This window comes from Stenotrophomonas sp. T8 (genome assembly GCF_051853085.1).
Classification (GTDB): Bacteria; Pseudomonadota; Gammaproteobacteria; order Xanthomonadales; family Xanthomonadaceae; genus Stenotrophomonas; species Stenotrophomonas sepilia.
In genome coordinates, this window is sequence record NZ_CP195329.1 from 2,465,039 (window position 1) to 2,484,151 (window position 19,113).

18 protein-coding genes are annotated in these 19,113 nt (G+C 66.8%); 12 read left to right on the forward strand and 6 right to left on the reverse strand.

From position 1 onward, the window contains the following. Nucleotides 1–27: 27 nt before the first annotated feature. From rpsR to ACSDHM_RS11605, 3 genes are all read right to left on the reverse strand, one after another. Nucleotides 28–258: a 30S ribosomal protein S18 gene (rpsR, locus tag ACSDHM_RS11595; RefSeq protein ID WP_002804494.1), complete on the reverse strand. Its 231-nt coding sequence runs from the start codon at nucleotides 256–258 to the stop codon at nucleotides 28–30. An 11-nt stretch (nucleotides 259–269) separates the two neighbouring features. Further along, the gene (gene rpsF / locus ACSDHM_RS11600) at nucleotides 270–707 is read right to left on the reverse strand and encodes a 30S ribosomal protein S6 (protein WP_005410228.1); all 438 of its coding nucleotides are present in this window, start codon (nucleotides 705–707) and stop codon (nucleotides 270–272) included. Between the two features lie 194 nt (nucleotides 708–901). Beyond that, nucleotides 902–1,240, reverse strand: a complete 339-nt coding sequence (locus tag ACSDHM_RS11605; protein ID WP_072168148.1) for a HesB/IscA family protein — start codon at nucleotides 1,238–1,240, stop codon at nucleotides 902–904. Between the two features lie 128 nt (nucleotides 1,241–1,368). Between ACSDHM_RS11605 and asnS the strand changes: the two genes are divergently transcribed. The 12 genes from asnS to ACSDHM_RS11665 all read left to right on the forward strand — a co-directional run bounded on the left by asnS (nucleotide 1,369) and on the right by ACSDHM_RS11665 (nucleotide 11,856). Next, nucleotides 1,369–2,763 (forward strand): asparagine--tRNA ligase, encoded by a 1,395-nt coding sequence (gene asnS / locus ACSDHM_RS11610; RefSeq protein ID WP_049415614.1) that lies wholly within the window; start codon nucleotides 1,369–1,371, stop codon nucleotides 2,761–2,763. Nucleotides 2,764–2,793: 30 nt separating this feature from the next. After that, nucleotides 2,794–3,093 carry a hypothetical protein gene (locus ACSDHM_RS11615; RefSeq protein WP_005417403.1) on the forward strand — a complete coding sequence of 100 codons (300 nt, stop codon included), beginning with the start codon at nucleotides 2,794–2,796 and terminating at the stop codon, nucleotides 3,091–3,093. A 5-nt stretch (nucleotides 3,094–3,098) separates the two neighbouring features. Beyond that, nucleotides 3,099–3,413, forward strand: coding sequence for a hypothetical protein (locus ACSDHM_RS11620; RefSeq protein ID WP_005417404.1), 315 nt, complete (start codon nucleotides 3,099–3,101; stop codon nucleotides 3,411–3,413). A gap of 7 nt (nucleotides 3,414–3,420) precedes the next feature. Next, entirely contained in the window at nucleotides 3,421–4,059 is a 639-nt protein-coding gene (locus ACSDHM_RS11625; protein WP_088497052.1) for an FMN-binding negative transcriptional regulator, read from the forward strand. Nucleotides 4,060–4,130: 71 nt separating this feature from the next. Further along, on the forward strand, nucleotides 4,131–4,793 hold the full coding sequence (gene can, locus ACSDHM_RS11630) for a carbonate dehydratase (RefSeq protein WP_005417406.1): 663 nt from the start codon (nucleotides 4,131–4,133) through the stop codon (nucleotides 4,791–4,793). 20 nt (nucleotides 4,794–4,813) lie between these two features. Continuing rightward, a complete protein-coding gene (locus ACSDHM_RS11635) occupies nucleotides 4,814–5,335 on the forward strand; it encodes a 3-hydroxyanthranilate 3,4-dioxygenase (protein WP_151355025.1) in 522 nt (173 codons plus the stop codon). Nucleotides 5,336–5,473: 138 nt separating this feature from the next. Then, complete coding sequence (gene kynU, locus ACSDHM_RS11640) at nucleotides 5,474–6,748, forward strand: kynureninase (protein WP_088497051.1); 1,275 nt, start codon at nucleotides 5,474–5,476, stop codon at nucleotides 6,746–6,748. Between the two features lie 32 nt (nucleotides 6,749–6,780). Next, on the forward strand, nucleotides 6,781–8,148 hold the full coding sequence (locus tag ACSDHM_RS11645; protein ID WP_072168152.1) for an FAD-dependent oxidoreductase: 1,368 nt from the start codon (nucleotides 6,781–6,783) through the stop codon (nucleotides 8,146–8,148). Continuing rightward, a complete protein-coding gene (gene sbcB, locus ACSDHM_RS11650) occupies nucleotides 8,148–9,587 on the forward strand; it encodes an exodeoxyribonuclease I (protein WP_439426286.1) in 1,440 nt (479 codons plus the stop codon). Before ACSDHM_RS11645 ends, sbcB begins: the two co-directional genes overlap by 1 nt. Then, nucleotides 9,584–10,270, forward strand: a complete 687-nt coding sequence (locus ACSDHM_RS11655) for a DUF2461 domain-containing protein (protein WP_053500718.1) — start codon at nucleotides 9,584–9,586, stop codon at nucleotides 10,268–10,270. The genes sbcB and ACSDHM_RS11655 overlap by 4 nt, the downstream gene beginning before the upstream one ends. Next, on the forward strand, nucleotides 10,270–11,262 hold the full coding sequence (locus tag ACSDHM_RS11660; RefSeq protein ID WP_334271414.1) for an aldo/keto reductase: 993 nt from the start codon (nucleotides 10,270–10,272) through the stop codon (nucleotides 11,260–11,262). Before ACSDHM_RS11655 ends, ACSDHM_RS11660 begins: the two co-directional genes overlap by 1 nt. Before the next feature lie 42 nt (nucleotides 11,263–11,304). Continuing rightward, nucleotides 11,305–11,856 (forward strand): DUF2939 domain-containing protein, encoded by a 552-nt coding sequence (locus ACSDHM_RS11665; RefSeq protein ID WP_439426287.1) that lies wholly within the window; start codon nucleotides 11,305–11,307, stop codon nucleotides 11,854–11,856. Nucleotides 11,857–11,916: 60 nt separating this feature from the next. Here ACSDHM_RS11665 and ACSDHM_RS11670 read toward each other — a convergent pair whose 3' ends face one another. The 3 genes from ACSDHM_RS11670 to ACSDHM_RS11680 all read right to left on the reverse strand — a co-directional run bounded on the left by ACSDHM_RS11670 (nucleotide 11,917) and on the right by ACSDHM_RS11680 (nucleotide 18,941). Further along, entirely contained in the window at nucleotides 11,917–12,861 is a 945-nt protein-coding gene (locus ACSDHM_RS11670; protein ID WP_005417414.1) for a 5'-nucleotidase, read from the reverse strand. 47 nt (nucleotides 12,862–12,908) lie between these two features. After that, nucleotides 12,909–13,682 carry an NAD kinase gene (locus ACSDHM_RS11675; RefSeq protein WP_069139728.1) on the reverse strand — a complete coding sequence of 258 codons (774 nt, stop codon included), beginning with the start codon at nucleotides 13,680–13,682 and terminating at the stop codon, nucleotides 12,909–12,911. 282 nt (nucleotides 13,683–13,964) lie between these two features. Next, nucleotides 13,965–18,941, reverse strand: coding sequence for an NAD-glutamate dehydrogenase (locus ACSDHM_RS11680; RefSeq protein WP_088496855.1), 4,977 nt, complete (start codon nucleotides 18,939–18,941; stop codon nucleotides 13,965–13,967). Nucleotides 18,942–19,113 lie beyond the last annotated feature (172 nt).

Sequence of the window (19,113 nt, forward strand, 5' to 3'; positions counted from 1 at the left end):
GGGCGGCACCGGGCCGCCCCGCCGGCATCAGACGTCGTGGTTGTCGGTGTACGGGATCAGGGCCAGGAAGCGAGCGCGCTTGACGGCGGTCGCCAGCTGGCGCTGGTACTTCGACTTGGTACCGGTCACGCGGCTCGGCACGATCTTGCCGTTCTCGGTCAGGTACTGGCGCAGGGTGTTGAGATCCTTGTAGTCGATCTCCTTCACACCTTCAGCAGTGAACTTGCAGAACTTGCGGCGACGGAAGAACTTGGACATGGGAAGGCTCCTTAGGCGGCGGAAGCGGCGTCGTCGCCGGCTTCGTTGTCAGCGGTGTTGTTGGACTCGCCTTCTTCGTCGTCACGACGACGGCGCTCACCGCGCTCCGGCTTGTCACCCTTCTCGTCCTTGCTCTTCATGATCAGCGACTGCTCGGTGTCAGCCTCGTCACGCTTGATGACCAGGTTGCGCAGCACGGCGTCGTTGAAGCGGAAGCTCTCGGTCAGTTCGTTCAGAACGGCCTGGTCGGCTTCGATGTTCATCAGCACGTAGTGGGCCTTCACCAGGTTCTGGATCGGGTACGCCAGCTGGCGGCGGCCCCAGTCTTCCAGACGGTGGATGGTGCCGTTGCCGTTCTCGACCAGCGACTTGTAGCGCTCGATCATGGCCGGGACCTGCTCGCTCTGGTCCGGGTGGACCATGAACACGATTTCGTAATGACGACTCATGTTTTTCTACCTTTCGGATGTGGCCTCGCGGCCGGACAGCCCCCCGCCGTTGAGACCGCGGTGGGGCAAGGATTCCCGCCAGGAAGGCAGGAAGCCGCGCATTATGGCGCAGATGAGGGTGCCGGGCAACCGGCCCGCGGCGGCTGAACCTGCCCCCAGCGCCCGGCCATGCCCGGCGGGCGCCAGAACCGGCCTCAGGCCTTGTCGGCGTCGGTGGTGAAGCTCTCGCCGCAGCCACACTCGGCGGTGGCGTTCGGGTTGCTGAACGTGAACGTCTCGCTCAGGCCTTGCTTGCCAAAGTCGATCACGGTGCCGTCCACCAGCGCCAGGCTCTTGGCGTCGACGTAGATCTTCACGCCGTCCTGCTCGAACACGGTATCGCCCTCGCGCTCGTCGCGGGCCAGGTCGGTCACGTGGCCCCAACCGGAGCAGCCGGTCCTGGTCACGCCGAAACGCAGGCCCAGCGCGCCGGGGGTCTGGGCGACAAAGCGCTGCACGCGCTCGAAGGCAATGGGGGTCAGGCTGACGGCCATGGGGCTACTCCAGAGGTACGGGAACATTATAAGGAGCCGTTGCCGCGAAAAATGCCTCGCAAGCAGAACGCTGCAACCGGTAAACTCCCGTGTTCACAGATCGAGTCGATCAGCAGAGGATTCAAGTCATGACGGTGGTCAGCGTTGAACATGCGCTTGCCGGGAAGATCCCGGAAGGCGGCGAAGTCACGGTACGCGGATGGGTGCGCACGGTGCGCGGTTCAGCGAATCTGGCCTTCGTGAATGTGAGCGACGGCTCCTGCTTCGCCCCGATCCAGGTCGTGGCCAACGACACCCTGGCCAACTTCGACGAGATCAAGCGCCTGACCAGCGGCTGCTCGGTCATCGGCACCGGCACCCTGGTGAAGTCGCAGGGCAAGGGCCAGTCGTTCGAGATCCAGGCCAGCGCCCTGGAAGTGGTCGGCTGGGTCGAAGATCCGCTCACCTACCCGATCCAGCCCAAGCCGATGTCGCCGGAGTTCCTGCGCGAAGTGGCGCACCTGCGCCCACGCACCAACCTGTTCGGCGCAGTCACCCGCATCCGCAACTGCCTGGCCCAGGCCGTGCACCGCTTCTTCCACGAGAACGGCTTCAACTGGATCAGCACCCCGATCATCACCACCTCCGACGCCGAAGGCGCCGGCCAGATGTTCCGCGTGTCCACCCTGGACATGGTGAACCTGCCGCGTGACGAGAAGGGCGCGATCGACTTCAGCCGCGACTTCTTCGGCAAGGAAACGTTCCTGACCGTGTCCGGCCAGCTGAACGTCGAGGCCTACTGCCTGGCGCTGAGCAAGGTCTACACCTTCGGCCCGACCTTCCGCGCCGAGAACAGCCACACCACCCGCCATCTGGCGGAGTTCTGGATGATCGAGCCGGAAATCGCCTTCGCCGACCTGGCCGAAGACGCACGCCTGGCCGAAGAGTTCCTGAAGTACCTGTTCCGCGCCGTGCTGAACGAGCGCAGCGACGACCTGGCCTTCATCGCCGAGCGCGTGGACAAGAACGCGATCACCAAGCTGGAAGATTTCATCAACGCACCGTTCGAGCGCATCGACTACACCGATGCGGTCAGCCTGCTGCAGAAGTCCGGCAGGAAGTTCGACTTCCCGGTGGAATGGGGCCTGGACCTGCAGACCGAGCACGAGCGCTGGCTGACCGAGGAGCATGTCGGCCGTCCGGTGGTGGTGACCAACTATCCGGAGCACATCAAGGCCTTCTACATGCGCCTGAACGACGACGGCAAGACCGTTGCCGCGATGGACGTGCTGGCCCCAGGCATCGGTGAGATCATCGGTGGCAGCCAGCGTGAGGAGCGCCTGGACGTGCTGGACGCGCGCATGGCCCAGTTCGGCCTGGATCGCGAGCACTACAGCTGGTACCGCGACTTCCGCCGCTATGGCTCGGTGCCGCACGCCGGCTTCGGCCTGGGCTTCGAACGCCTGGTGGTGTACGTCTGCGGGCTGTCCAACATCCGCGACGCGATCCCCTACCCGCGCGCCCCGGGCAGCGCGGACTTCTAAGCCCCACACGACCACGGAGGTACGGCTCCCATGACCCTGTTCTTCGCCCTGTGTTTCGTCGGCGTTGCAGTGGCCGGGTTCAGTGCCTTCGTGATCTTCTGGCCGCTGACCCTGGTGCACGTGCGCGACCGCCATCCGGCGCTCGCCGAGCGCTTCGGCAGCGGCGCCTTCCTCAAGCCCGATGCCCTGGCCTGGCTGCTGCGCCGCGACTATCGCCAGCAGCCGGACCGCTCGCTGTCCGGGCTGGCGACGCCGGCCTGGGTATCGCTGCTGACCCTGCTGGCCGGACTGGGCATGGCCGCCCTGCTCTGGCTGGCCTCGCTCTGGTAACCCCCATGAATGACATTTCTGCCTCGCGCGACAGCTGGTGGCTGGCCAGCCTCGGCAACACCCTGATCTGGGCGCGCCTGCGCGTTCGCCCGGCCGGCACCGCCGAAGTGCTCGACAGCGATGGCAACACGCTGAGCTACGACAGCGAAGACACCGCCCGTTCGCAGTTGTTCGACGCCGAATTCGTCGAGTATGACGGCCTGGACGAGGAAGACGCGCTGGTGCGCGGCTTCAGCCTGCACGAAGTGCAGCCGCCGCAGGCCGACAACGACGAGGGCCTGCGCGGCCGCATGATCCAGTCGCTGGGCGCGCGCGCCTGATCCAGGCATGTTCACTCCACGCGCCTTCGCCGAGACCGACCTGCTCTGGCTGGACCGCCTGCTGGCGCGCGATCCGTTCGTCACCGTGCTCACCCCCGGCAGCGATGGCCTGCCGGAGCTGACCCGGATGCCGGTACTGTACCGGCGCGAGGGCGAGCGCATCGAGCTGCGCGGGCACTGGGCCCGCGCCAACCCGCAGTCACGCCACGGCGGTGCGGCCAAGGTGCTGGTCGACGGACCACACGGCTACCTCTCGGCCAGCTGGTATCCGGACAAGGAGCCTGCCGCACGGGTGCCAACCTGGAACTACGCCGCCGCCGAGCTGCGTGGCCAGTTGCACACCTTCGACGACACCGATGCGCTGGCCGAACTGGTCGGCGCGATCAGCGATCACTTCGAAGCCAGTGTCGGCCAGGCCTGGCAGTTCGATGCCACGCGCGCCGAACATGGCCCGGAACTGCGTGCCATCGTCGGCTTCCGTTTCCAGGTCGAACACGTGCAGCTGAAGCTGAAGCTGAGCCAGAACCATCCCGACGCCAACCAGCGCGCCGTGATCGCCGAACTGGAACAGCTGGGCACCCCTTCCTCCACCGAGTTGGCGCAGTGGATGCGCTGGCACCGCGAACAGGCCGCCCGCAGCGGCTGAACACCCCAGATTCCCGCGACGTCGCAGCCGGATGGCTGCGATGCGCCCCCACCCGACGCCAGGGACCGAACATGAAAGACATCCACAAGCTGCTGCAGAACAACCGCGACTGGGCCGACCGCATCGAGAAGGAGGACCCCGACTTCTTCCACCAGCTGGCCAAGCAGCAGCACCCGGAGTACCTGTGGATCGGCTGCTCCGACTCGCGGGTGCCGGCCAACCAGATCATCGGCATGGCGCCGGGCGAAGTGTTCGTGCATCGCAACGTCGCCAACGTGGTCGCCCACACCGACCTCAACTGCCTGAGCGTGGTGCAGTACGCGGTGGACCAGCTGAAGGTCAAGCACATCCTGATCGTCGGCCACTACGGCTGCGGCGGCGTGCATGCCTGCCTGCACAACACCCGCGTCGGCCTGGCCGACAACTGGCTGCGCCATGTCGGTGACGTGGTGCAGAAGCACCAGGGCATCCTCGACGCCATCGAAGACGACGAACTCAAGCACGCCCGGCTGTGCGAGCTGAACGTGATCGAGCAGGTCGCCAACCTCTGCCGCTCAACCATCGTGCTGGATGCCTGGGCCCGCGGCCAGAAGCTGATGGTGCACGGCTGGGTCTACAGCCTGAAGGACGGCCGCGTGCGTGAAATGGGCATCGACGTCGGTTCGCTGGAGGAGCTGCAGCCGGCGTATGAAAAAGCGCTGTCCTTCGTGCCGCGCAAGGGCCGTCGCGACTGATCCCCACACGGATGACCACCATGCTCGCTCCGCCGATCAACCTGCACGCCTGGATCGAAGAGAACCGCCACCTGCTGAAGCCGCCGGTGGGCAACAAGATGATCGACAACGGCGATTTCATCGTGATGGTGGTCGGCGGGCCGAACTCGCGTACCGACTACCACTACGACGAAGGCCCCGAGTGGTTCTACCAGCTCGAAGGGGAGATGGTGCTGAAGGTGCAGGAGGACGGCGCGGTACGCGACATTCCGATCCGCGCCGGCGAGATCTTCCTGTTGCCGGCGAAGGTGCCGCACTCGCCGCGCCGCCCGCCCGGGGGCATCGGCCTGGTGGTCGAGCGCAAGCGGCTGCCGCATGAGACGGACGGCGTGATCTGGCACTGCGAGCGCTGCAACCACAAGCTGCACGAAGAGTATTTCCCGCTGCAGAACATCGAGACCGACCTGCCCAAGGTGTTTGCGCGCTACCACGCCAGCCTGGAACTGCGTACCTGCAGCCAGTGCGGGCACGTGGATCCGCTGCCGGTGCCGGCGGCGGGCTGAGCACCTGCCCCTGTAGAGCCGAGCCCATGCTCGGCTTCGTGGCCCGGCAGCCGAGCATGGGCTCGACTCTACAGGTTCGGCGGCAGGCACGCCGCCAGGCGCTACACTGGCGGTCCCGTTGCAGCCTGTTGCCCGACCATGTCCGACCTGCTCAGCCGCACCCACGCCATCGCCCTGGACGCCGCCGATCCGCTGCGCCCGCTGCGTGGCGAATTCCTGATTCCGCGCCATGGTGGCGGCGAGCAGACCTACTTCGTCGGCAACTCGCTGGGCCTGCAGCCGCGCGGTGCGCAGGCAGCGGTGCAGGAAGTGATGAAACAATGGGGCGAACTGGCGGTGGAAGGCCACTTCACCGGCCCGACGCAGTGGCTGTCCTACCACCGCCTGGTGAGCGCGCAGCTGGCCCGAGTGGTCGGCGCACTGCCCAGCGAGGTGGTAGCGATGAACACGCTGAGCGTGAACCTGCACCTGATGATGGTCAGCTTCTACCGGCCGACCACGCAGCGCCCGGTGATCCTGATGGAAGCCGGCGCATTCCCGACCGACCGCCACGCGGTGGAAGCTCAGATCCGCTTCCATGGTTTCGACCCGGCCGAGTGCCTGGTGGAAGTGCAGCCGGACGAAGCCAACGGCACGATTTCGCTGACCGCGATCGAACGCGCCATCGCCGAGCACGGCCCGCGCCTGGCGCTGGTGCTGTGGCCCGGCGTGCAGTACCGCACCGGCCAGGCCTTCGACCTCGATGCGATCACCCGCGCCGCACGCCTGCAGGGCGCACGCATCGGCTTCGATCTGGCGCACTCGGTTGGCAACCTGCCGCTGCGCCTGCATGACGTGGCGCCCGATTTCGCCGTGTGGTGCCACTACAAATACCTCAACAGCGGCCCCGGCGCGGTGGCTGGCGCGTTCGTGCACGAGCGCCACCACCGCGACACCACCCTGCCGCGCTTTGCCGGCTGGTGGGGCCATGAGGAATCGACCCGCTTCCAGATGGCGCCCCAGTTCACCCCCGCCATCGGTGCCGAAGGCTGGCAGCTCAGCAATCCACCGATCCTTGGCCTGGCACCACTGCGTGCCTCGCTGGACCTGTTCGAGCGTGCCGGCATGGAGGCGCTGCGCAGCAAATCGCTGGCGCTGACCGGCCTGCTCGAAGCACTGGTCCGCGCACGCCTGCCGCAGGTGCTGGACATCATTACCCCGGCCGATCCGCAGCGCCGCGGCTGCCAGTTGTCGCTGCGCGTGATCGGTGGCCGCGAGCGTGGCCGTGCACTGTTCGAGCACCTGCGCGGCATCGGCGTGCTCGGCGACTGGCGCGAGCCTGACGTGATCCGCATCTCGCCCACCCCGCTCTACAACCGCTACCTGGACGTGCACCATTTCGTCGAGGAAGTGGAAGCCTGGGCCGGCCTGTAAGCCGGCCCCTCCCCCTGCTGCTGGACAGTTCGTTGATCGCACACGCCTCCCGCTCGTTGAGCATTATCGGTGCCGGCCTTGCCGGGTCCCTGCTGGCCATCCTGCTGTCACGGCAAGGCTGGCGCATCACCCTGTACGAACGCCGTGGCGATCCCCGCATTGCCGACTACGAGAGCGGTCGTTCGATCAACCTGGCGTTGGCCGAGCGCGGGCGCAATGCACTGCGCCAGGCCGGTGTGGAAGACGAGGTGATGGCGCGCGCGGTGATGATGCGCGGGCGCATGGTGCATCCACGCGACGGCGAACCGCAGCTGCAGCGCTATGGCCGCGACGACAGCGAGGTGATCTGGTCGATCCATCGCAGCGATCTGAACACCACGCTGCTGGAACTGGCCGAACAGGCCGGTGCCACCGTGCATTTCCATCGTCGCCTGCATACCGTGGATTTCGATGCGGGCTACGCGCGTTTCATCGATGACCGTGACGACAGCCCGCACGACATCCGCTTTGACACCCTGATCGGCGCCGACGGCGCGGGCTCGGCACTGCGCGCGGCGATGAACCGTCGTGCGCCGCTGGGCGAGGACATCGCCTTCCTTGACCATTCGTACAAGGAACTGGAGATCCCGCCGGCTGCCGATGGCGGCTTCCGCATCGAGCGCAATGCGCTGCACATCTGGCCGCGCGGCCACTACATGTGCATCGCGTTGCCCAATCACGAAGGCACTTTCACGGTCACCCTGTTCCTGCCCAACCAGGGCGATCCCAGCTTCGCCACGGTCAATACCGGTGCGCAGGCCGAGGCCCTGTTTGCACGCGAGTTCGCCGACGCGCTGCCGTTGATCCCGAACCTGCGCGTGGACTGGGAACAGCACCCGCCGGGCCTGCTCGGCACGCTCACCCTCGACCGCTGGCATCAGCAGGGCCGCGCCGTGCTGATCGGTGACGCTGCGCATGCGATGGTGCCGTTCCACGGCCAGGGCATGAACTGCGCGTTCGAGGATTGCGTGGCTCTGGCCCGCCATCTGATGGAAGCGGATGATCTGGAAGGTGCGTTCGCCGCGTTCGAGGCCGAGCGCAAACCGAATGCACGTGCCATCCAGCAGATGGCGCTTGAGAACTACCTGGAGATGCGCGACCGCGTGGCCGACCCTGCATTCCTGCTGCAACGCGAGCTGGAGCAGGAACTGCAGCGGCGCTGGCCGACCCGCTTCGTGCCGCATTACACGATGGTCACCTTCCTGCACACGCCCTACGCCGAGGCGCTGCGCCGCACCGAACTGCAGCGCGACCTGCTGGCTGCAGCCACCGCCGGTCACGATTCACTGGACAACATCGACTGGGCCGCACTGGAAGCGCAGGTCCACGCGCAGTTGCCGGTCCTGGAGGGCGCGCACTGATGGCCGACAGCTTCCTGTTCTACGACCTGGAAACCTTCGGCCAGGACCCGCGGCGCACGCGCATCTCGCAGTTCGCCGCGGTCCGCACCGATGCCGACCTCAACGAGATCGACACGCCGGTCAGCTTCTTCGTGCGCCCGGCCGATGACCTGCTGCCCTCGCCGATGGCCACCCTGGTCACCGGCATCACCCCGCAGCAGGCCCTGGCCGAGGGCATCAGCGAGGCAGAAGCCTTCGACCGCATCAACGAACTGATGTCGCGATCCGGCACCTGCGCACTGGGCTACAACACGCTGCGCTTCGACGATGAGTTCGTCCGCTACGGGTTGTTCCGCAACTTCCACGATCCCTACGAACGCGAGTGGCGCAACGGCAATTCGCGCTGGGACCTGCTGGACATGCTGCGGCTGATGCGCGCGATGCGCCCGGACGGCATCCGGTGGCCGCTGCGCGAGGACGGCGCCACCTCGTTCAAGCTCGAGCACCTGGCCGAGGCCAACAACGTGCGCGAAGGCGATGCGCACGAAGCGCTGTCAGACGTGCGCGCCACCATCGGCATGGCACGGCTGTTCAAGCAGTCGCAGCCGCGGCTGTGGGAGTACGCGCTGAAGCTGCGCGACAAGCGCTTCGTCGGCGGCTTGCTGGACGTGGCGGCGATGAAGCCGGTTCTGCACATTTCCATGCGCTACCCTGCCAGCCGCCTGTGCGCCGCACCGGTTCTGCCCTTGGCCGTGCACCCGACCATCAACAACCGGGTGATCGTGTTCGACCTGGAGGGCGAGATCGACGACCTGCTCGACCTGCCGGCCGAGGTGATCGCACAGCGCCTGTACATGCGGGCCAGCGAGCTGCCCGAAGGCGTGGCACGCGTGCCGCTGAAGGAAGTGCACCTGAACAAGGTGCCGGCACTGATCGCATGGAACCACCTGCGCGCCGATGACCATGCGCGCCTCGGCCTGGACGTGGCCGCGATCGAAGCCAAGGTGGAACGGCTGCGCGCGTTCGCTCCACAGCTGGCCGAGAAGGCACGCCAGGCCTACAACCAGCCCCGCGTCGCGACCGTGGCCGATGTCGATGCCTCGCTGTATGACGGCTTCCTCGGCAATGGCGACAAGCCGCTGCTGGCGCTGGCACGCACCACCGCGCCGGAGCAGCTGGCCGCGCTGGAAGGCCGCTTCCGCGACCCGCGCCTGCCGGAGCTGCTGTTCCGCTACCGTGCGCGCAATCATCCCGACAGCCTCGCGCCGGCTGAACGCCAGCGCTGGCAGGATTACCGGCGCCAGCGCCTGCTCGGCGACGGCGGCCTGGGCGAACTCAACCTGCCCCAGTACCAGCAACAGCTCGATGCGCTGGCCGCCGAGTCGCCCGCCGACGCGCGGCGCCAGGCCCTGCTGCAATCGCTGCGCGACTGGGGCCAGCACCTGCAGGAGACCTTGTGAGTACCTATTTCTCGGACGCCAGCTTCAAGTTCCTGCGCAGCCTGGCGCGGCACAATGACAAGACCTGGTTCAACGACCACCGCCAGCAGTATGAAGACCACGTTCGGCAGCCGTTCCTGCGCCTGCTGGGCGACCTGCAGCCGGCATTGGCCGAGGTCAGCGAGCACTTCCGCGCCGATACCCGCGGCGTCGGCGGCTCCCTGTTCCGCATCCACCGTGACGCGCGCTTTTCCAACGACAAGTCACCGTACAAGACCTGGCAGGGTGCGCGCCTGTTCCACGAGCGGCGCCGCGAGGTGGCCGCGCCGTCCTTCTATGTGCACCTGCAACCCGGCGAGAGCTTCGTCGGCGCCGGCCTGTGGCATCCAGAACCGGAAACCCAGCGCCGCGTGCGCCACTTCATCCTCGACAACCCGGGCAGCTGGAAGGCCGCCGCGCACGCGCCGGCCCTGCGCAAGCGCTTCGATTTCGAGGAGAGCGAGAAGCTGGTGCGGCCCCCGCGTGGCTTCCCGGCCGACTTCGAGTTCATCGACGACCTCAAGCACCGCAACTGGGTGATGTGGCGCTCGCTGGACGACGCCACCATGACCGGCCCACGCCTGCTGTCCACGCTGGGCAAGGACCTGGCCGCGCTCGGCCCGTTCGTCGACTACCTGTGCGCTGCGCTGGACCTGGAATTCTGATGTCGCAGAATCTTCCGCTGGCCCGCCAGCGGCGCGTGCTCGGCCGCACCGGCCTGGCCGTTTCACCGATCGGATTGGGCTGTTCCGGCTTCTGGGGTCATCGCCGCTTCCCCGAGCATGAGGCAGCTGCCGTGGTCGAGCATGTGCTTGCCCACGGGGTGAACCTGCTCGATACCGGTCACAACTATTCCGGCTTCCATGCCGAGCCGCGCCTGGGCCGCATCCTGCGCCCGTTGCTGAAGCAGTACCCGCGCGATTCACTGGTGATCTCAAGCAAGGGCGGCACGCTGACCGGCCAGGCCGGCATCAGCGGCGCCGAGCAACGCAATTTCTCGCCCGCGGCCATCACCGCCAGCTGCGAGGCGTCGCTGCGCAACCTCGGCCTGGGCCATCTTGATGTCTACCAGCTGCATGACGCCAGCGAACACGACATCAGTGACGACCTGCTGGCGGCACTGCAGCGCCTGCGCGAACGTGGGTTGATCCGATTCACCGGCATCAACACCCACTCGGCCTCGACCCTGCGCTGGATGATCGCCCATCCAGATGCCTTCGATGTGGTGCTGCTGGACTACAACGCCCTACAGCAGGACCGCGAACCGCTTATCGATCAGCTGCAGGCAGTGGGCATCGGCGTGCTGGCCGGCACCGTGCTGGCGCAGGGCCATCTGCTGCCCGCACGCCCGCGCCTGCCACGGCTGGCCGATGGCTGGTACCTGGCGCGCGCCTGGCTGAAACCCAGCAGCCGCCATCTGATGCGCAGTGCCCGCCAGATGCGGCGCGCGGTGGCCACGATCCACAGCCAGCGTCCGGCCCAGACCGCCTTCGCCTACGCATTGGGGCATCCCGGTGTGGCCAGCGGCATCCTCGGCACCACCCGCATCCGCAGCCTGGACGAGGTCTTGGCAACGCGCGTGGAGGCGCTGAGCCCGGCGGAACGGCAACAGCTGGTCGATGCCTTCGGTGATGGCCGTGGTTCGCCCAGTCAGTGAGTCTTCACCCGGCACTGCCGCCGTTGCGGCAGTCTGTCCGGCATGAGGAAGCTCACCGCACTGCTTGTGCTGCTGGTCCTGGCCTTGGCGGCCTGGTGGTTCGGCGGCCCGTACCTGACTGTCAATGGCTTGTCCAAGGCCATCGAACAGCGCGACACCGCGCGCCTGGAGCGTTACGTCGATTTCCCGCGCGTGCGCAGCAGCCTGCGTGCGCAGCTCAATGATTACCTGGTGCGCCAGGCGGGCCCGGACGTGGCGGCCAGCCCGTTCGGAGCCCTGCTCTACGGCCTGGGCGACCAGCTCGGGGGGGCCGCGGTGGAAACCATGGTGACCCCGATCGGGATCGGCGCGATGCTGCAGGGCCACGTGCTGTGGAAGCGTGGCCGCAATGAACTGCAGGGTGGCGACGCCTTCGGCGCGACCGAACCTGCGCGGCCGTTGAAACACGCCGAGCACCATTTCGAGGCGTTCGATCGCTTCGTGATCAATGTGGATCGCGGCCCCGGCCAGCCACCGACGAAGGTGGTGCTGGAGCCGCAGGGCCTGCGCTGGAAAGTGGTGGACCTGCAGTTGGGGATGTCGGGCAGCCCTTGATCGGACCCGTGGCCTGACGGCAGCGCCAACCAAGGTTGGCACCTGCCGGGCGAATCCGCCCTATCCCTCGTTGGCGACGCCGTGCGGTACGTGGCCGGCAGCCACATGCTCGCGGGCGCTGTCGATGTTGTGCTGCGAATCATCGAAGAAGATGTCGGCACCGAAGGCCTGCAGGAACGGCCCCTTGTGCCGGCCGCCGAGGAACAGCGCTTCGTCCAGGCGCACGCCCCACTCCCGCAGGGTGCGGATCACCCGCTCGTGCGCCGGGGCCGACCGCGCGGTCACCAGTGCGGTACGGATCGGCGCGCTGTCGCCAGCCGGGAACACTTCCTGCAGCGTGTGCAGGGCCGACAGGAAGCCGCGGAAGGGGCCGCCACTGAGTGGCTCGCGGGCGCGTTCGCGTTCGTGGCGGCCAAAGGCTTCCACACCCTGCTCGCGCGAAATGCGCTCACTCTCGTCACCGAAGATCACTGCGTCACCGTCGAAGGCAATGCGCAGCTGGCCGGCCGGGCGACCGGTATCGATCTGGTCGGCCGCTGCCGCAGCGGTCTCACCGGGTGGCTTGGGCAGGATGGTCGCCGCCGCGATGCCATGGCGCAGCGCACTGCGCACCGATTCCGGGTTGGCCGACAGGAACAGGTCGGTGCCGAACGGCTTCACGTACGGCCAGGTCGGCTCGCCAGCGGTGAACGTCGCACGGATGATGCCCAGGCCGTAATGCTGGATCGAGTTGAAGATGCGCAGGCCGGTATCGGCCGAGTTGCGCGACAGCAGGATCACCTCGACCCGCGGGTTCTCCGGGCTGGCACCCTGGTTCAGTGCCAGCAGCTTGCGCACCACGGGAAAGGCCACGCCGGGGCCGAGGATGTCGTCCTCATGCTGGCGCTGGAACTCGGCATAGGCCGCCACGCCATCGCTCTCGAACAGCGCATGGCTTTCCTCGAGGTCGAACAGCGCGCGCGAGGTGACCGCGACGGTCAGCAAACGGGGGGAGTTGTCGCCCATCGGTGGGGGTCCTTCAAGCGGTCGGCGGGGCCGGCCGCCCATTGTCCTCAAAAAACGAACTGTTCGCTCAGGATCCGGTCTTCCAGGTTGTGCTCCGGGTCGAACAGCAGGGTCACACGACGGTCCCTCGACTCACGGATGGTCACCTCGACCACATCGCGGGTCTCGTGCGAATCAGCGGTGACGCTGACCGGACGCTTGTAGGGATCGAGCACGCGGAAGCGCACTTCGGTGTCGGCCTTGAGGATCGCCCCGCGCCAGCGTCGCGGCCGATACGGAGCCAGCGGCGTCAGCGCGATGGTATGCGACCCCAGCGGCAACACCGGGCCGTGCGCGGAATAATTGTAGGCGGTACTGCCGGCCGGGGTGGCCACCAGCACGCCGTCACCGATCAGCTCGGCCACCCGCTCCTGGCCGTTGAGGTCGATGCCGATATGGGCCGCCTGCCGGGTCTGCCGAAGCAGCGAGACATCGTTGTAGGCCAGCGACCCGGTGCTGGTGCCGGACTCGGTCAGCGCCACCATTTCCAGCGGGCGCAGGTTGGCCGGCTCGGCACGCGCAATGCGGGCCTGCACGTCATCGTCACCGCGGTACTGGTTCATCAGGAAGCCAACGGTGCCCAGCTTCATGCCGAACACCGGCTTGCCCAGGTGCCCGTGCCGGTGCAGGGTCTGCAGCATGAAACCGTCGCCACCCAGCGGGCACAGCACGTCGGCCTGCTCGGGCGCGTGATCGCCATAACGCGAGATCATCGCCGCGCGGGCCATCTGTGCAGGTTCGGTGCTGCTGGCCAGGAAAGCGATGCGGGGGGTGTCGCTCATCGGTGGATCCGGGTGGGTGTGCCAGCAAGAGCATACCCGGTCGTGCCGGCCGCTGGCCGGCTGCTGCACCCGGTTGCGATTCATGAGGTTGCCGGCCAGCGGCCGGCACTACCAGACAATGCAGAACGGCCCCGCTTTCGCGGGGCCGTTCCTCCAACTGCTGCAGATCAGGAGCCCCCCTGAGTCAGGGGGGGCGCGCCAACGGCGCGGGGGTCTGGGAGCATGGTTGGCATGGGGCCCACGGTTTGCAGAGCAATCCGTGGGGCGTCAGCGCGAATGCGCTTACGCACCATGCGCGGCCAGCTGGCCCAGGCGCTGCACCGCGACCGAGACGGTCGGGTAGTCCAGGGTCTTCTGCTCGGCCAGTTCGGCCAGCATCGCCAGGGTGAAGCGCAGGCTGTTGTCGTCGCGGCCCATCCAGGCAGCGACCTTGGCCTCGGCACTGCTGCCCTTGGTGCCCAGCACCTGCCCGGCCAGGTTGCGGTGGTTGGCTGCAAGCTCATCACGCAGCACGCCACGCGCCACCGCGTGCCAACGACCGTTGACTTCCAGCGCGTCGACCTGCTCGAACAGCCACGGCAGCTGCAGGGCATCGCCCAGGCGGAAGTGGACCTTGGACACGTCCACCGGCTTCAGCTTGCGGGTGCGGGCCAGTTCGATGATGTCGAACGCCGGTTCCAGGAAGTGCAGTTCGGCCAGCTGTTGTGCCAGTGCAGACGGCAGGCCCTTTTCCTTCCACTCGGCCACCAGGGCTTCGTAGGTCGGACGCTGCGAATCCGGCAGCACGCCCGAAGCGACGCGGATGTCGTTGAACGGTCCCTGGTAGCGGTTGACCGCTTCGGTGATGCCCGGCATCGCGCCCGGGCGCGACAGCAGCCAACGCACGAACGAGCGCTGCAGCTTCCAGATCACTTCCAGGGCGTCGATCTGCACCGACTCCGGCACCTTGCCGTCGAGGGCATCGATCTGTGCCCACAACGCGCGCGCATCCAGCGTTTCGCGACTGATGGTGTAGGCCTTGGCGACCTCGGCGATGGAACGGCCGGTGTCTTCCTGCATGCGCATCAGGAAGGTGGCGCCCATGCGGTTGATGGTCTGGTTGGTCACGGCCGTGGCGATGATTTCGCGCTTCAGGCGGTGACGCTCCATCGCGTCGGCGTACTTCTTCTGCAGCGGGGTCGGGAAGTAGCGCTGCAGTTCCTTGGACAGGTACGGATCTTCCGGGATGTCCGAATCCAGAAGCTGGTTGAACGCCACCAGCTTGGAATAGGACAGCAGCACCGACAGCTCCGGACGGGTCAGGCCCTGGCCGCGTGCCTTGCGCTGCGAGAGCTCGGCATCGGACGGCAGGAACTCGATCTGGCGGTCGAGCAGGCCCTGCTGTTCCAGGGTGCGGATGAAGTGCTGCTTGGACCCCAGGCGCTTGACTGCCATCCGCTCCATCAGGCTCAGTGCCTGGTTCTGGCGATAGTTGTCGTTGAGCACCAGCTCGGCGACTTCATCGGTCATCGAGGCCAGCAGCTTGTTGCGCTGCTCGACGGTCAGCTTCTTGGCCCGCACCACATCGTTGAGCAGGATCTTGATGTTGACTTCATGGTCGGAGGTGTCGACACCGGCCGAGTTGTCGATGAAGTCGGTGTTGAGCAGCACGCCGGCCTGGGCAGCTTCGATGCGGCCCAGCTGGGTCATGCCCAGGTTGCCGCCCTCGCCCACCACCTTGCAGCGCAGCTCGCCACCGTTCACGCGCAGTGCGTTGTTGGCGCGGTCGCCGACATCACTGTGCTGCTCGCTGGCAGCCTTGACGTAGGTACCGATGCCGCCGTTCCACAGCAGGTCGACCGGTGCCTTCAGGATCGCGCTCATCAGATCGTTCGGCGACAGCGCCTTGACGTTCTCGTCCAGACCCAGCGCCTCACGCACCTGCGGGGTGATCTCGATCGACTTCAGGCTGCGCGGATACACGCCGCCGCCCTTGCTGATCAGCTTGGTGTCGTAGTCCGCCCAGCTCGAACGCGGCAGGGTGAACAGGCGCTCACGCTCGATGAACGACGTGGCCGCATCCGGATTCGGGTCCAGGAAGATGTGGCGGTGGTCGAACGCAGCGACCAGGCGGATATGGCGCGACAGCAGCATGCCATTGCCGAACACGTCGCCGGACATGTCGCCGACGCCGACCGCAGTGAAGTCCTGGCTCTGGCTGTCACGCCCCAGCGCACGGAAGTGGCGCTTGACCGACTCCCACGCACCGCGCGCGGTGATGCCCATGCCCTTGTGGTCGTAGCCGACCGAACCACCGGAGGCGAACGCATCGCCCATCCAGAAGCCGTGCGCGATGGCCAGGCCGTTGGCGATGTCGGAGAAGGTCGCGGTGCCCTTGTCGGCGGCCACCACCAGGTACGGATCGTCCATGTCGTGGCGCACGACATCCACCGGCGGCACGATCTTGTTGTTGACGATGTTGTCGGTGATGTCCAGCAGGCCCTGGATGAACAGCTTGTAGCAGGCCACGCCATTGGCGAAGATCGCGTCGCGATCGCCGTTCACCGGCGGGGTCTTGGCGAAGAAGCCACCCTTCGCGCCGACCGGCACGATGACGGTGTTCTTGACCATCTGTGCCTTGACCAGGCCCAGCACTTCGGTACGGAAGTCTTCGCGACGGTCCGACCAGCGCAGGCCGCCACGCGCAACCGCGCCGAAGCGCAGGTGGGTACCTTCCACGCGCGGGCCGTACACGAAGATCTCGCGGTACGGGCGCGGCTTCGGCAGGTCCGGCACCAGCGCCGAATCGAACTTGAAGCTGATGACATGGCCGTGCTGGCCGTTGGCATCGGTCTGGTAGTAGCTGGTACGCAGGGTCGCGTCGATCACGCCCATGAACGAGCGCAGGATGCGGTCCTCGTCCAGGCTGGACACGCGATCCATCAGCTTCAGCAGCGCATCGCGCGCGGCCTGCATCTGCGCGTCGCGGTCACCCTTGCGGGCATCGACCACGCTCTTGAGCACCTTCAGGGTGGCGTCGTCGCCAGCGGCCAGCACATCGAAGTGGGCCTTCAGCTGGGCCTGGCCGGCCGAGATGTCGTCCTTGCTCTCATGGCCGGTGGCCGGATCGAAGCGGGCCTCGAACAGTTCGACCAGCAGGCGGGCCAGCAGCGGGTAACGCGCGAAGGTGCCTTCCACGTAGGCCTGCGAGAACGGCACGCCGGTCTGCAGCAGGTACTTGCAGTAGCCACGCAGCATGGCGACCTGGCGCCAGTGCAGGCCAGCTGCCAGCACCAGGCGGTTGAAGCCGTCGTTCTCGGCGTCGCCGTGCCAGACGCGGGCGAAGGTCTCGCCGAAGGCTTCATCGACACTGGCGGCATCGATCGCGCCAGCGGTCGACTCGACCTCGAAGTCCTGCACGTACACCGGCGCGTTGTCGACCGACAGGCGGTACGGACGTTCGGCGATCACGCGCAGGCCCATGTTTTCCATCATCGGCAGCGCGTCCGACAGCGGGATGTCATCCAGCTGGCGATACAGCTTCAGGCGCAGGCCATCGCCGCTTTCGCGCGGCACGGCCTGCAGGCTCAGGCGCAGGTCGTCCGGGCCGGTCAGCGCGTCGAGCTGGCTGACATCGTTGGCGGCAACGGCGGTGCTGTTGTCTTCGATGTAGCCGGCCGGCAGCGCCTTGCCGATGCGGGCGGCGATGCGCAGGCCTTCGGTCTCGCCGTGGCGGCTCACCAGCGCTTCGCGCAGGTCGTCCTGCCAGTTACGCAGCACCTGGGCCAGCTTCTGCTCCAGTTCGGCGGTATCAACGTCGAGCATTTCACCCGGCTTCGGGCGCACGATCAGGTGCACCTGCGCCAGCGGCGATTCGCCCAGCACCACCGAGCTGTCGACGAACTCGCCGTGCAGCGCGTCCTTGAGCATTGCTTCGATGCGCAGGCGCACGTCGGTGTTGAAGCGCTCGCGCGGCAGGTAGACCAGCGCGGAGATGAAACGGCTGTACTTGTCGCGGCGCAGGAACAGGCGGCTGCGCACGCGTTCCTGCAGGCCCAGCACGCCCATCGCGGTGCGGAACAGTTCGTCCTCGCTGGACTGGAACAGTTCTTCGCGCGGCAGGGTTTCCAGGATATGGCGCAGGGCCTTGCCACTGTGGCTGGCGGGGGCCAGCCCGGACTGCTTCATCACGTGCTCGTGGCGCTGGCGCACCAGCGGGATTTCCCACGGGCGACGGTTGTAGGCGCTGGAGGTGAACAGCCCGAGGAAACGCTGCTCGCCGATGATCTTGCCCTTGGCGTCGAACTCCAGCACGCCGATGTAGTCCATGTAGCCGGCGCGGTGCACGCGCGAACGGGCATTGGTCTTGGTCAGGATCAGCGCATCCTTCAAACCGGACGTGGTGTTCAGGCCCTGCGCGGCCAGCGTCTTGACCGGACGGGCGGCGGACTTGTCCTTGCCACGCATCAGGCCCAGGCCGGTGTCGTTCAGCGGCGCCAGCACCTCTTCCTTGCCCTGCTTCTCGACGCGGTACTCGCGGTAGCCGAAGAAGGTGAAGTGGTTGTCAGCGGCCCAGCGCAGGAACTCCTGTGCTTCCTTGCGCGACGCGTCGTCGACCGGCAGCTGGCGGCTGCCCAGGTCGTCGGCCAGCGCCAGCGCCTTGTCCTTCATCGGCTGCCAGTCGCGCACGATCGCACGCACTTCATCCAGCGCCTTGTTGATGGCCTGCTCGATGGCAGCCATCGCATCGGCCGGCTGGCGGTCGATTTCCAGCAGCATCACCGACTCGGCATCACCTTCGCCGACCTTGACCAGCTTGCCGGCCTTGTCGCGGGTGAAACGCAGTACCGGGTGGCCCAGCACGTGGACGCCCACGCCCTGCTCGGCCAGCGACATGGTGACGGTATCGACCAGGAACGGCATGTCGTCGTTGACGATCTGCAGCACGGTATGCGGCGATTCCCAACCGTTGGCCTTCGCGGTCGGATTGAACACGCGGACGTTGGCCTTGCCAGCCTTGCGGGCCCGGGCGAATTCCAGCGTCTCAGCCGCGAGAGCGGCCCACTCTTCAGCGCTGTGGTGCGGGAACTCGTCCGACTCCATGCGCTTGTAGAAGTCAGTGGCGAAGGCCACTGCTTCGGCCTGTGCGGCCGCGGGGTAGCGCTTGCGCAAGGCCGTGTACACCGGCTCCAGGGAGAAACCAGCGGTCACTGCGACCTCCGACTCTGCTGGTTTCGTCTTGTTTTTCACGGTCTTGGCTGCGGTTTTTTGCGGTTTCATGGCAGAGCGATGCGCTTGCTCAGTTGGGAAAATGAAATTGTAGCCCTACCGCACGAAAAGGCCTTGCTGCAGGACGGAATAAGCAGATCCGGGTTTGCTGCGGTTTAGACGCCTATTCAGTTCGCTCCGGTATGGAGCGGGCGCCTGCTTGAGCACTGCCGACAGGATCGGC